General features: G+C 45.7%; 12 protein-coding genes. 4 read left to right on the top strand and 8 right to left on the bottom strand.

Going from position 1 to position 13,816, the window contains the following annotated elements:
- Positions 1-196 precede the first annotated feature (196 nt).
- Both QZW82_RS07920 and QZW82_RS07915 read right to left on the bottom strand, forming a co-directional pair.
- Positions 197-901: a PspA/IM30 family protein gene (locus QZW82_RS07920; RefSeq protein ID WP_293146802.1), complete on the bottom strand. Its 705-nt coding sequence runs from the start codon at positions 899-901 to the stop codon at positions 197-199.
- A 518-nt stretch (positions 902-1,419) separates the two neighbouring features.
- A complete protein-coding gene (locus QZW82_RS07915; RefSeq protein ID WP_293146801.1) occupies positions 1,420-2,643 on the bottom strand; it encodes an SPOR domain-containing protein in 1,224 nt (407 codons plus the stop codon).
- Between the two features lie 1,016 nt (positions 2,644-3,659).
- Here QZW82_RS07915 and QZW82_RS07910 point away from each other — a divergent pair.
- On the top strand, positions 3,660-3,974 hold the full coding sequence (locus QZW82_RS07910) for a hypothetical protein (RefSeq protein ID WP_293146800.1): 315 nt from the start codon (positions 3,660-3,662) through the stop codon (positions 3,972-3,974).
- Between the two features lie 222 nt (positions 3,975-4,196).
- On the opposite strand, the gene menB is transcribed toward QZW82_RS07910, so the two are convergent.
- The 3 genes from menB to QZW82_RS07895 form a co-directional block, all read right to left on the bottom strand.
- On the bottom strand, positions 4,197-5,030 hold the full coding sequence (gene menB / locus QZW82_RS07905; protein ID WP_293146799.1) for a 1,4-dihydroxy-2-naphthoyl-CoA synthase: 834 nt from the start codon (positions 5,028-5,030) through the stop codon (positions 4,197-4,199).
- A gap of 311 nt (positions 5,031-5,341) precedes the next feature.
- The gene (locus QZW82_RS07900; RefSeq protein WP_293146798.1) at positions 5,342-5,506 is read right to left on the bottom strand and encodes a hypothetical protein; all 165 of its coding nucleotides are present in this window, start codon (positions 5,504-5,506) and stop codon (positions 5,342-5,344) included.
- 62 nt (positions 5,507-5,568) lie between these two features.
- Positions 5,569-6,165, bottom strand: a complete 597-nt coding sequence (locus QZW82_RS07895; protein ID WP_293146797.1) for a TerB family tellurite resistance protein — start codon at positions 6,163-6,165, stop codon at positions 5,569-5,571.
- 247 nt (positions 6,166-6,412) lie between these two features.
- Here QZW82_RS07895 and QZW82_RS07890 point away from each other — a divergent pair, with 247 nt between their 5' ends.
- Together QZW82_RS07890 and QZW82_RS07885 are read left to right on the top strand one after the other, a co-directional pair.
- Positions 6,413-6,850, top strand: a complete 438-nt coding sequence (locus tag QZW82_RS07890; RefSeq protein ID WP_293146874.1) for a nucleoside deaminase — start codon at positions 6,413-6,415, stop codon at positions 6,848-6,850.
- A 407-nt stretch (positions 6,851-7,257) separates the two neighbouring features.
- Positions 7,258-7,986: a lysophospholipid acyltransferase family protein gene (locus QZW82_RS07885; RefSeq protein WP_293146796.1), complete on the top strand. Its 729-nt coding sequence runs from the start codon at positions 7,258-7,260 to the stop codon at positions 7,984-7,986.
- Here QZW82_RS07885 and QZW82_RS07880 read toward each other — a convergent pair.
- Positions 7,983-8,165 carry a hypothetical protein gene (locus tag QZW82_RS07880; RefSeq protein ID WP_293146795.1) on the bottom strand — a complete coding sequence of 61 codons (183 nt, stop codon included), beginning with the start codon at positions 8,163-8,165 and terminating at the stop codon, positions 7,983-7,985. The genes QZW82_RS07885 and QZW82_RS07880 overlap by 4 nt on opposite strands.
- Before the next feature lie 52 nt (positions 8,166-8,217).
- Between QZW82_RS07880 and QZW82_RS07875 the strand changes: the two genes are divergently transcribed.
- On the top strand, positions 8,218-8,586 hold the full coding sequence (locus QZW82_RS07875; RefSeq protein ID WP_293146794.1) for a hypothetical protein: 369 nt from the start codon (positions 8,218-8,220) through the stop codon (positions 8,584-8,586).
- Between the two features lie 159 nt (positions 8,587-8,745).
- Here QZW82_RS07875 and QZW82_RS07870 read toward each other — a convergent pair whose 3' ends face one another.
- Entirely contained in the window at positions 8,746-9,510 is a 765-nt protein-coding gene (locus tag QZW82_RS07870) for an ABC transporter ATP-binding protein (RefSeq protein ID WP_293146793.1), read from the bottom strand.
- A gap of 830 nt (positions 9,511-10,340) precedes the next feature.
- Complete coding sequence (locus QZW82_RS07865; protein ID WP_293146792.1) at positions 10,341-13,655, bottom strand: HEAT repeat domain-containing protein; 3,315 nt, start codon at positions 13,653-13,655, stop codon at positions 10,341-10,343.
- Positions 13,656-13,816: the final 161 nt, after the last annotated feature.

Raw genomic sequence — 13,816 nt, 5'->3', positions numbered from 1 at the left:
AGCTTTTGGCAATTTGGCAAACATATAAATACAGTTTAAAGCGATCGAGTCAGTGGTGCAGCCAAGCTAATTGATGCACCTATATATTGAGTTTAACTTCGATCCGGGAATTCCCCAATATGCTGGTTGGCCATCTCTAGCTGCATAGTTGAGAAGTTTGGCCGACTATCCCAAATATTGTTCTGTTGACTGGGGTTCAGGATGTGGGAGGCTCGCCCGACGGCAATTTTGGTGTATTCTTGCCCGGAAGCATTTGTGTTTTCATCGCCGCCAACTCAGCATCGACATCGCCAGCAGCTTCGAGAGAGAGAAACTTCTTTTCTAAATCGTTTGTTCCAAGTTCTGCGATGGCTTCGGAGCGAGCTTCTAGCTGCATGACTTTCTCTTCCATTTTTTCAAAAGCACTCAAAGCACTGCCGGTACTGAGATTTCCCATCATTTCTTGCAGCCTTTCCGAGGATGCGGCCGATCGAGCTCGGGCAATGTACATATCTTTTTTTGATTTTGCCTCGGAAATTTTACTTTCGAGCGATCGCATATTTTCTTTAAGTTGAGTAACCACAGCGTTTTGCTGTCCGAGACTGGCTTTCATCGCCGTTGCCGTTTCTTGATAGGATTTCTTGCGCGTCAGAGCTTCCCGCGCTAAATTTTCCTCGCCTTTTTGCAAAGCTAGCTGTGCCCGCTGGTACCATTCTGTTGCTGTGGACTCAGCTTGGGAACACTGGCGTTCGGTGCGTTTTTGAGCGGCAATGGCTCCTGCTACGGCTTGTCTGAGCTGGATTAAATCTTCCTGCATATCCATTACAGCTTGTTCCAGAATTTTTTCTGGATCTTCGGCCGCTCCGACCAAACTGTTAATATTGGCTCGAATCACTCGCCACAGGCGATCGAATAATCCCATTTTACCTATCTCCCGATTTTCTTAAATTTTAGATTTAGGACTGAAAATTAATACTATTATTTGCCATTTTCGATCGATCTTGTGTGCGATCGATTAACCGCAGTAAGATTAGTCCGCAAAAGCGGACTTTAGTCCGCAGCTTTTTGCCGACTGAAGTCCACACTACAAACCGTTTTTGTTATGGTAATCGACCGGACATGATATGACCAGCCCAAAAATAGGTACAAGCCCCCAACGCGAGCTTCAGGGTCGATTCCCAAATTTTAGACTAAGGAATGAGAATTAAATAACTTACAATTTTTATTGTTCTTGTGGGATGGGCGTCCCGCCCGTCCCTTGATGACGGGCGGGACGCCCATCCCACAATTATGTGTAAATTATTTAATTTGCGAGCCCAAGATTTGCATTCTGTCTAAGAAGTTGTCTGAGTAAAAAAACAATTTTGTGTTAGACAAAACATTCATCGTTATCTAGCTTTGTCTAACAATTTAGTTGAATTTTTCGATCGTTTGCCGAGTTTACGGCTGATAGAATTGCGGCTTCACCCCTTTTGCTTGGAGTTCCTTTGCCAAACGTTCTGCTGAGGCAGAATCGTTCAAAGCCCCCATTTGAATTTTGACACCCTTTGAGAAGTTCCGCACGTAGGCATCGGGAACTGCGATTCTGGCTTGTTGCAGCGCTTTTTCATTGGTGTAATCGGTGACAACGTAATAAAAGCCGTCGCTAGCCCGTGTCGGTCTTCCTAGCGGGGCTGCTGCGGCCGGGGCTGCTGTGGCTGTCGAGGCTGCTACTGTCGGGGCTGCTGCTGGCTGGGCTGGGGAGGGTGTGGGAGGCAGTGTCGGCAGTGTCGGGACTGTCTGGGCGGCGCTGGGGCTGGGGCTGGGAAGCAAAGCGGTACTGATATTGTTGAGTCCTTGTTCCCTACCTCTGGCCGGGTTGCCGTCTTCTGTCGGAATTGGGACAGCGCCGATGGGGGCAGGAGGTGCTGGCGGATTGGGGGGGATTGATGCTTTGGGCGATGGGGAAGCAATGGGACTGGTTGTGGGATTGACGTTGCTGAGAGTGTTCAAATCTAGCTCGACAAATTCTTTGGATGCCAGATTTGGAGCTTTCGGCAATTCCTTGCTGCTGCTATCTACCGTTGTAGCTGCCGGACTTTCGTTAGTAGAGGGGGTTGTGCTTGTACGATCGAGAAAACGGTTCAGGCCTGCCATTTTAACCAGACTTGACGGGTGCATCACTGCGTAACCCAAAGCTGTGCACGACAACAGAAACAGCAACATCGAACTCAGTCCCAAGGGAGTTAACAGACTCGCGGCCAAACTGCGTTCTTCCGCAGGCTCAGCTTTTGCTTCGTCCAAACTTTCGATCAGTTTTTCGCTGGATTCGAGATAATTGTTGGGTGCAAAGGTATTGCTAGATATTTTTGTCCCACCCAAGGTAGTTGCTAGCGGGGAATCGCCCTGGACGCCGCCAAGGGATAGGGGCAGCGACAGCGGTTGCTGGGCTTCCTCCGCAGCCTGCGGTAGGTTTTGGCTTTTTTGTGGCTCGGTTGTGGCTGTTGGCTGGCCGCTGCGAACTGATGGCGACACCCACTGTTCGGCGCGCCGCCTGTGTCTTCTGTATGTTGTCAGTTCTGCTTCCAGGTTGACATCCAAACACCCCAGGACAGCTTGCAAAGCAGGTTTGATTGGGGTTGATGAGGATTGACTTGGGGATTCCACTGAAGAACGCTTACTCATTAGCAAAACTCCTACCGCCTCTGAATTGATTTTAATGTTTTGATTCTAAAGTTGACACTCTCAGCGCTCTTGGCGACTGAGATTCTTAAGAAATTTCGTTCTTAATATCCCTATTACTAGGGTTCTTGGGCGCAATCCTCTTGCCAAAAAATGGTGGGCTGCTATCCTTGCCTTTCAGCAAGCTCCTCAAGCGTTTAAGGGGCTTAGCCCTTGGTTCCGTGGAGTCCCCGCGTACCTTGAATATATGGTAGGCATTTGCTTCCCAGGTTTACACCTGTGTATCCATCCCAACAATAGAGTGTAACGGCAAAAGCCCTTTTTGCACTGCTAAAAATTTTAAAAATCAAGAAAGATTCACGGCGGTTCAAACCGCCCGTGCCGCTTTCATCGAGCGGTCTAAAGACTCGCTCGTTTTCCGCTTGCCGAACTTTTTTTATCAACAAGAAGCTTTAAAACTTGCTTATTCTAGGATTAGCTGCTTTTGGTGTCAAGGCAACTGCTGCCTTTGGGCCCCAAGTGTCGATCGCCATTTGCTCTGTTTTCATTTTCGTTTGACAACTTAATTCTTGCTGTGTCCCGGAGCCTGCTTACCAGAAAGAATTGGTTGAAAGCCCGCCCGCATCAGCGGGAGAAATTAAAATCAGACTATTCATTACTCCAATCCTCGGACTGAAGGGTAGAGGTAGCTCTCGAACGGTCAACGGTCAACTGTCAAGCGGTCAACTGTCAACTGTTGAACAGACTCTCAGCAGATTTTGGCATGGGAGCAACCGTTTATTTAGAAGATCTCATAGTCGTTCCGTATTTGTTCTTTTGCTTGATCCCTGACCCTTTATAAACTTTTAACCTGTCTTTTTCGCTACAAAATGAGGAAGGACTCAGGTGATTGTTTCTATATATAACAAGATTATAAATAAATCATTAAGGTTGATTGTGCTTCGGGGATCGCTATAACCCAGACAGGATAAGGGCTGGGATGCTCTAAAACCTCCTAGCTCTACACAGGAGAATTAGAGATGAAACTGATTTCCGCCAACACTTTTATGAAAACCCCATTAATTTCTGCTTGTCGTCACTGCCGCCACTATACCCCTGAGGGGAGACGCGGAGGAATTTGCGCTCTGTTGAGCGCGCCGGTGCAAAGTCAGTGGAAAGCTTGTTCTTTGGCGGTTTCGCCTTTTGGGGCATCTTGGGAAAACATCGCAGAAATTGAACTGTGGCAAGAACAGACTGCGACTCCGCATGAGACCGCTGTTACTGTTTCTGAACGTAATGCCTGCCAGTTGACGGGCACAACATTAACCGAAAAATCAGCAGCAGTCTCGGTTTAGTCCGTCCGCAACAGGACAGATTGTATCATTTTCGATTGGCGATTGGGAAATCACTGATAACTATTATGATTTGGATCTGGCAAAGCAGTTTCATTCTTTTTGCGAATTGGTATCGATACTGATACTTTTGGACGATCGACTAAACTCGGTCATTCAACTCACAGCAATCAATAGTATCTGTAACTTGAATGAGGGAATCCCAAAACTCATTTCTCGATCGAGCTACGGCAGCCAAGGATATTGACTAAAATCGGGTTCCCGTTTTTCCAAAAAGGCTTGTTTGCCTTCGGCACCTTCCTGGGTCATATAATACAGCAAAGTGGCATTTCCAGCCAGTTCTTGGAGACCGGCTTGACCGTCACAGTCGGCATTAAAAGCGGATTTTAAACAGCGGATCGCGATCGGACTTTTTTCGAGAATTTCCTCAGCCCACTGCATTCCTTCGAGTTCGAGTTGTTCGACGGGTACGACGCAGTTGACTAAACCCATTTCTAGAGCTTGCTGGGCGCTGTACTGACGACACAAAAACCAAATTTCTCGGGCTTTTTTCTGGCCGACAACTCTGGCGAGATAGCTGGCCCCGAAACCGCCGTCGAAACTGCCGACTTTGGGCCCGGTTTGCCCGAAAATAGCATTGTCAGCAGCGATCGTCAAGTCGCAAATTAAGTGTAAAACGTGACCGCCGCCGATCGCATATCCTGCAACTAAAGCAATCACAACTTTGGGCATCGATCGAATCAACTTCTGCAAGTCGAGCACGTTCAACCGGGGTATGCCACCTTCATCTACATATCCCGCAGAACCTCGCACGCTTTGGTCGCCGCCGGCACAAAAAGCGTATTTGCCGTCTGTATGAGGCCCCGCACCGGTGAACAGGACAACGCCGATTTTTGTGTCTTCACGGGCATCAGTAAAGGCATCGCACAATTCCTGCACGGTTTTGGGACGGAAAGCGTTCCGTTTGTGAGGTCGATTGATGGTAATTTTGGCGGTGCCGCCACTTTTTTGATACAGAATGTCTTCGTAGGTTTTGGCGGTTTGCCATTCAATTTGCATAATCAATCAGTCGATTTTAGATTTTAGATTTTAGATTTTATAGCCTTTCTTAGTAACATCAGATACTCATAGGGCATTGGGCATTGGGCATTGGGCATTGGGCATTGGACTGAAGAACATACCTCACTTATTGGAGAACCGCTATAGATTTTAGATTTACTCGGCAATTGAATTACCTGAGTAGGAACTTTAGTCTCAATTTGGGGGAGCATCCACTCACTCAACAGCGTCGGGGGCTTGTACCCGTTGATTCGGGGTTAAGTTGAGATTAAAGAGGGAGCTGGGGCGATCGAGGCCGGAATAATTCGCTTTTAGATTTTAGACGTATTCGGTTCAATGGGATACAAAGGTCGATCGACTTTTGGGAAAAAAATTAAGCGGGACTCGCGGCCCAAACCGACTTGTTCGCCCAAATAAACTGTAAAGCGCTCTTGTTGCCGGTTAAACAACCCGGTTTTCACTACAAGAGCGCGCAATTCCCCTCTCCCGTGCTAACAGTCTCAAATTTTGAAGCAGCAAATAATTTATATGCGTTGCATTATTTGCGCGTTAACAGAGACAGCAGGTGTTTTGCTGCTTTGGCAAATACCGGATCCCGGGATTCAAATTCGCTGGGAGCTAGTAAAGCTTTAACTTCGGCAAAGTCTTCTTGGTTGAGAGTTCCTTCTTTGGTAAATAAAGTGTCTACGACTGCAATGTGTCTGGAGTCGAGGCCGAGCCGATTGCCGATCGACTGTAAGTACATTTGCTCCCTCAGGTCGATGTGTCCGTCTACCGCTGACATTTCGTAGCCGGAACCGATGAGCAACAGCTTTTCTGATTCTGAGAAGAAAGCTGTCAGAGTTAGCAGTTCTGTGGGGTTGAAGTAAACCTGCTGTTTGGAGATTCCTTTGACAAGGCGCTGAATTAGTTCTATCCGATGGGGGTCGCCACTAGCAAAGGCTTTGAGAGTCTTTTGCAGCCGTTCTTCTTCTTCAACTGCGATCGTCCTGTCGATAATCATCACTCCGCGCAGGATGGAAATCAGAGCAGTTAGAAAGACTACCAAAGGAGTGATATCTTGCTCGCGGAGCTTTTGGCGGCTAATCCGGGACAACAGCTCAACAACTTCAGTGCTAATCAGGGTGGTGTCCATAATTCAAAATTACTCTGGATGGGCTGTAGTGTAACTTTATTTCTCGATCTTAAGTGTTTTCAGCTAGGCAAGTATGCCATGAATTCGGTAAAAAACTTGTTTTCTTAGCGATCGCACTTATTTTCTCCACAGCAACTAGATAAATAAGACTATATAAAGTGTTTTCAGTTACCTAGATATTATCGTGAATTTGCGAACAGAGCCGTTGTCTATTACTGATTCTAATTATGCTATTCACCAACACTGGATGAGTAGGGCTGTGGAATTGGCACGAGCCGCTGGGGATGCGGGCGAAGTGCCAGTAGGTGCTGCAATTGTTGACGGTGCTGGCCAATTGATTGCCGAAGCGCAAAATCGGCGAGAGCGAGACTGCGATCCGACTGCTCATGCTGAAGTCTTGGCGCTGCGGGCGGCGGGCAAGGTTTTGCAAGACTGGCATCTCAATCAATGCACGCTTTACGTGACCCTGGAGCCGTGCCCGATGTGCGCTGGTGCGATCGTACAAGCTCGGCTCGGTTTGCTGGTATACGGAGCAGATGACCCGAAAACTGGCACAATTCGCACGGTGGCCAATCTTCCAGATAGCGCGCCTTCGTGTCATCGCTTACAGGTACTCGGCGGTATTATGGAGTCTGTTTGTCGAGAGCAGTTGCTTGCTTGGTTTGAAGCCCGCCGCCAAAATTAACAGGTAAACTTTTTTACTCTCCCATAGCAAATGTTTAATCGAATTTGACTCTTTAACTGAAATAATAGGAATTGCCCGATCGAGCTTTTTCGGCGGTTGACCCCGTCTAAAAACGGATACTTGCTTGCCGGCACTCGTCGCGGTGCACTCAAGATTTTAGACTTTTGCTCAAACTCCCAGATTCATCTGTGGCATAAATCTCAAATCTAAAATCTAAAATCCCTTGACGGCTGTGCGGTAGTGGTGTCGGCTGGGATCCTGTTTTACCTGCTTACAGATTATCTGTTTTGGGTGCGATCGCTTGCGGAGGCAAAGGCCAATAGCAAAAGTGTCCCCATCGAAAGACTAAAGATTTGCCAAGCAACATATCTTTAGACTCTATATATCGATATAGCAGGGTAATTGCCATGCGTCATACTGCCGCGATCGCCATTGAGTCCAGTAAATCATCTCTAGTGAAGCCAATGCCTGCCAAGGTAGCATCTAATACCTCTCGCGTTTCTCCTTGGTTAACCTCCTTGTTTTATCCGCTAGGTCACTATATTGTCCTACCGTTTTATTTTGGCAAGATTAGGATAACCGGACAGGAACACTTGCCAAAAGACGGGCCTGTAATCTTAGCCCCAACGCATCGTTCCCGGTGGGATGCGCTGATGATGCCCTATTCAACGGGACAGAAGGTGACTCGACGCGATTTGCGGTTTATGGTAACTGCTGATGAAGTCAAAGGAGTGCAAGGTTGGTTTATCAGACATTTGGGAGGCTTTCCTGTCGATATCAAGCATCCAGCAGTTAGCAGTCTTCGTTACGGCGTGGAGTTGCTTCTCGACAAGCAAATGTTGGTGATTTTTCCTGAAGGTGGCATTTTTCAAGATGGTGAAGTTCACCCTCTCAAGGCTGGATTAGCTCGTTTAGCCCTGCAAGCGGAGTTGAGCACCCCTGGCTTGGGGGTGAAGATTGTACCGATGAGTATTCGCTATCGCCCGCGCATTCCTCGATGGCGTTCTGAAGTCAAAATTGCGATCGGTGCTCCGATTTCTGTGGCAGATTATGCTAATGGTGGTAGTGGTAAAAAAGAAGCAAAATTGTTGACGGCCCAACTCGAAATGGCTCTTAAAACTCTTGATGACAGTTAACAGTTGACAGTTGACAGTTGACAGTTGACAGTTGACAGTTGACAGTTGACAGTTGACAGTTGACAGGAAAGCAGTTGATGGTTGGCAGGAAAGCAGTTGATGGTTGACCGAAGGAAGAAGGAAGAGAGAAGAATTAATTGTGATATAATATTTTTTGGTGCTGTTGAGAGTTGCGGCACTTATTTTGCTTGGTTGTGTCTGTATTAAGAGTCAGCATTAATGGATTGTGGTTTGAACTTTAAGCCTGGTCAAATTGTTAGTTTGGAATGTGGAGATGCGTGCCTGCATTCAGAGGTAATTCAAGTAGTTGAAGCACGTCAAATTTGTTGGGTGCGCCCTTTGATGTTGGTTGGATTCGTTTCGGGGAAGGATTTCCCCCAAAGCTGGCCGGAAGAATACACTTTATCGGATTTGCGAGATGGTTCTGATTTGCTGTGGCCGCTGAGTTTGTTTCGGGCGGCGCTGGATACGGAGGTGATTTCGCTGTTGACCCAGTTGCAGTCTCTGGACTCCGATCGCAAGGATAGCACGATCGCCTCTCGGCAACTTAGAGATTTTGTCGATCGAGTTTGGGCAACTTTTCCCACCGCTTTTAATTAGTTAGTTGTTATTGGTTATTAGTTATTAGTTATTGGTAGCACAGGACTAATCCCAAAAAAAGATGTTTGTAGTGAGTACTTTAGTCCGCAGAATATCTCAGGACTAAAGTCCTCACTACAAACCAATTTTATAACGAATAACAACTAACAAAAAATTAATTTAAAATACCGCGTGAGAAAGTTCTGCCGGATCCAGATTATCATGAATAACTTTACCGTCGCGGAACCAGACAACCCGGCGAGTTTGACGCGCTACATCCGGTTCGTGAGTTACCATCACAACAGTCATGCCCGCTTCATTAAATTCTGTGAAAATATCCATTACTTCTTGAGTAGTTTTCGTATCCAATGCACCAGTCGGTTCATCTGCAAGCAACAACACGGGACGGTTAACAATAGCCCTGGCGATGGCTACCCGCTGCTGCTGTCCTCCTGATAGTTGATTTGGTTTGTTTTTCAGGCGACTTTCTAGACCAACTTTGGTTAAAGCTTCCTCTGCGCGTTCGCGTCTTTCTGATGAGGGAATGCCTGCATAAACCATGGGTAACATGACATTTTCTAATGCTGTTAGTTGAGCTAGCAGGTGAAATTGTTGGAAGACAAAACCTAATTTTAAATTGCGAATTCCGGCTAATTCTGATTCGGGCATTTGGGCGACATCTACGCCGTCTAGGTAGTAACTGCCGCTCGTAGGTCGATCGAGACAGCCGATAATATTCATAGCTGTAGATTTGCCTGAACCGGATGCGCCCATAATTGAGCAATACTCTCCTTGCGTTACCGTCAAGCTGATCCCGTTGAGGGCGCGCACTTCTAAGTCGCCGATGCCGTAGACTTTGGTTACGTCTTTGAGACCGAGGATGACGGGTTTTGAGGTGGCTTGCAGGTCGAGGTGTTGGTGGGTCTCGGTTTGTAGTTCAGGCATTTGTTTTTATGTGCGATCGACACAACTTACTACTAACTTAACACTTCTGAACGGTTTTCGGGAAATTAAATAAACAAATTGTGGCTTAAATGCGATCGCAATCGATGTTCAATTCGCGCATTTTGGCCCCTAAACAAGACTTATTCGTGGGGGCGAGAAACCGGGTTTCTACGAGTCTTGTGTTGGGTAACGAGAAATCTCCGAAGAAACCCGGTTTCTGAAATCTGCGACAAGGGCGAGAAACCGGGTTTCTACGAGTCTTGCATTTGGTAACGAGAAATCTCCGAAGAAACCCGGTTTCTGGAATATGCGACGTGGGCGAGAAACCTTCAACGTGGGCGAGAAACCGGGTTTCTACGAGTCTTGCATTTGGTAACGAGAAGTTTCCGAAGAAACCCGGTTTCTGAAATCTGCGACGTGGGCGAGAAACCGGGTTTCTACGAGTCTTGCATTTACTAACGAGAAATCTCCGAAGAAACCCGGTTTCTGAAATCTGCGACAAGGGCGAGAAACCGGGTTTCTACGAGTCTTGCATTTGGTAACGAGAAATCTACAAAGAAACCCGGTTTCTGAAATCTTCAACAAGGGCGAGAAACCGGGTTTCTACGAGTCTTGCATTTGGTAACGAGAAATCTACAAAGAAACCCGGTTTCTGAAATCTGCGACGTGGGCGAGAAACCGGGTTTCTACGAGTCTTGCATTTGGTAACGAGAAGTTTCCGAAGAAACCCGGTTTCTGAAATCTTCGACAACACATAAAAAAAACTTACTTTTTGACGATGTGTTTGCGAGCGACTGCTTTGATGAGCATTTCTCCTTTTTTTGTTTATATCACAGCTTGTCTAGTTTTGCCAATTGTTTCTCGGCAAAGTTGCGGACTTGTTCATCTGGATCGTTGACAAATCGATCGCGAAGTATTTCTAATGTTTTTGGGCGATCGGGATATTGCTCGACCATGATTTCAAGAGCTATTTGTCGGGGATTATTTTGCGAGAAGAAGTAGCGTTCAAAAGGATAGTTAATAGCAGTAGCACACAATAATTCAAATATATCTGGGTCATATTTCCAGCTATATGCTAGTTCTGTAAGCGCTAAAAATCGCACCCTAAAATCATCATCATATTGAGCGCTTTGTTTAAGAATATGTAAGGTTTCTGGGTCATTTTGCCAGCCACGTGCTAATTCTAGGAATGCGGCAATCCGCACATCTGAATCACGATCGTATTGAGCAAGTTGTTTGAGGATAGGTAAGATTTCCAAGTCGTCTTGCCATCCACGCGCTAATTTTTGGAGTGCTATTTCTCGGACATCGGACTCATCGTCATATCGAGCGCGTTGTTTGAGAATAGCTAAGGTTTCTGGAGCATCTTGCCACTCCCGTGCTAATTCTTTCATTGCTGATTCTCGGACATCTGAATTATCATCATATTGAGCTAGTTGTTGGAGGATAGGAAATGTTTCTGAGTGATTTTTCCAATGTCGTACTAATTCCTGGACTGCTGCACTTTGTACACCCCAACTACCACCAGATTGAGCCGCTTGTTTAATAATAGGTAAAGTTTCAGGATCGTCTTTCCATCCATATGCTAATTCTTGAACTGCTAAACGCTTCGCAAAAGAAGCATCATCAGATTGAGCTATTAGTTTGATAATGAGTAAAGTTTCCGCGTCATTTTTCCAACCTCGGACTAATTCTTGAACAGCAGCTTGTCGCACTGCCCAATTTTCATCATCAGATCTAGCCAGTTGTCTGAGCAAATGTAAGATTTCGGAGTTATCTTTCCATCCCCATGCTAATTCTTGGATGGCAGCATATCGCACACCACAATTATCATATTTAGATTGAGCAAGTTGTTTGAGCCAAAGTAAGATTTTAGGATCGTCTTTCCAAGTAAATGCAATCACACTTACTGCTTGAGTATGAATTTCCCTAATAAGTTCAATTTCTTTTCCATTTACACTAAGACCTATGCTATGCTCGTTGCTGGCGTACTTTGTTAACTCTTTTAAACGTTCAAGCAATTGATTATCAATCCCAGCAAGTGCTTTTCTGTCTCTCACCTCGTTCAAACACTTCGCAGCCAAAAATAGACTCTGAAAATATTCAACTTCATAAATCAAAAACTCAATCAATTCTTCCGTAAATCTCTCGGCAATTAATCCCGCAATCAAGCACAACACTTCCTGCCAAGATTCATCATCCCAGTGGTTTCCAAAAACTTCTGTTTTCAACTCCTCCAGCGAAAGTTCTTTCGTTCTCTGAAACCTTTCCACCACCTCCGACGCACAGAAATATTCCAAAAAAGTCCGGTGTACGAATCCGTAAGTATCCGCACCCAAATAACATAAAATAAAGTTGCGGGTTCGCAGTTGGTGAATTATCAATCTTGCCCGCTCAGTCGATCGATCGAAATCTTTCTGTTTCAGATAAGCTGCAATAATATTCTCCAAATCTTCCGCACTAATAATATTGCCAGCCAACCCTTCAGGTGCTGCTTGCATTTTCCAAGCAATTCGCCGCAGCATTTCTTGCTTGTCTTTCGCATCAATGGTTTTTGGATCGAGCCTGCTATCCTCTACTAATGACCTTTCCACATCCCATTGATACAGCAATACCCGCGAAGCTTGATCGTACAATTCGGCCCTGTCTCTGGGCAATTCTTGACTGCGGTTCAAAATCGCCATAATTGTCAGCAATAAAGGATTTCCAGCTAAATCCTTAAGCGTTGATGAATGAGACAAAGCTCTTTTCATCCGATCGCAAATTCGCACTTTTTCCCTAGCATCCGTAAAAGTCAACTCATGCCAGCGGTGCACAAAATCCTGAATCTGTGCGGGATTCAAGTCTTGGATGATAAAGTGATGGAACTGGGCATCTTGCAACCGTTGAGGTTTGTAACCGATAATCCGAGACGTGACAATCACCCGCACGCGCGGATACTCGTTGGTAAACCGATGAATCGCGGTAATTACATCTTCTCGTTTCCCGGAATCGAAAATTTCATCTAATCCGTCGAACATCACCACAGCGTCGCCGGCTTTAAGTTGTTCGTGCAATTGATGCTGATTCAAGTCACAAATAAAACCCGAGTTTTTATGGCAAAATTCCAGGAAATTCTTGCAATGTCCTGATTCCAGGTTGCGAATGTAAATCCGCAATTCTATTAACAGCGGCACCGGCAGAGATGTGACGCTATTTAAAGGCGATCGCGCCCAGGTTAATGCTAAATATTGTAACAGAGTAGATTTGCCCGCACCCGGATCGCCTAAAATCACGATGTAGGGATAATTTGACTTGTCATTGATGACATCTCGCACCGATACGATCGCCTGAGAAAAATAACCGCGTCGATATTTCTCTAGATTCTCAAGTGCGATCGCCTCTAATCGATCGCTATCTTCCAACCGCCGTTGATGTTCTTTGGGAATTTCGTAAGCTTGGGGCAGAAATGACTCGTAAATTAAGCGCACATCTTGGAAAATAAAGATTTGCCAAACTTTCAGCTTTTCGCGATAATCGTAGGTATTGCTATCGACGCTGCTTAAATCCAGATTGCTGTAACGTTCGCACAAAGCCTCTTGATATTGCCTCAAATCAAAATCTGGGATTATCCCAGCAATTTCTTGAGTGTTTTTCTGAATGCTGTCCAGATTTTGAGCATTCAAGATATCCCGCAAGTCTTTTGAGTCAAAGAGAATTTCTTGAACTTCGGCGAGATACTGATTGGCGATGGTTTGCCACTTAAATCTGGCGGGTAAAGCTGCTAAATCTAGTTGAGTCCAGGTTTGTTCGAGAAGTTCTGCATCGAGGGATTCGCGATCGCTCTCAAAGGCTTTACCCAAAATTTCCTTAACTGACTTGTTGCCGATAAACTTTTTAACATCTTTAATATACAGCTTAATCTGTTCTGGGGAAAGTCCGCTGATTTTTAACTGCTGTTGCACTAACTCCAAAAACTTTTTTAGCGCTTTCCCCCCTGCGACTTGTCGCGGATCTTTTTCGCCAAATAAGACGTTTTTTAGGGAATCTTTGAAAAAATCTTTTACTAAATCCTTCGCGCCGTCTACTGCCAAATCTTCTAAGATGGGTTGGACGATAATGCCGACTCCTTGCGTTACTCCCCAGACCACAAGCCAATCAATCATAAAAGTAGCTGGAAAATTAATGTATGTTTATAATATAGCAATTATCAATGATTTGTGAAGCTCAAAAAACTGTACGGGCAATCCCCGTCTTTTCCCCGATAGGTTAGGATAGTATCAGTTTTCTGTCGCTACGATTAGGCCAGATCCTACCTTAGCTTGCC

This window comes from Microcoleus sp. bin48.metabat.b7b8b9.023 (assembly GCF_013299185.1).
GTDB lineage: Bacteria > Cyanobacteriota > Cyanobacteriia > Cyanobacteriales > Microcoleaceae > Microcoleus.
Note: the sequence above shows the minus strand (reverse complement) of the source record. Positions and strands in the feature narration are given on the sequence as shown.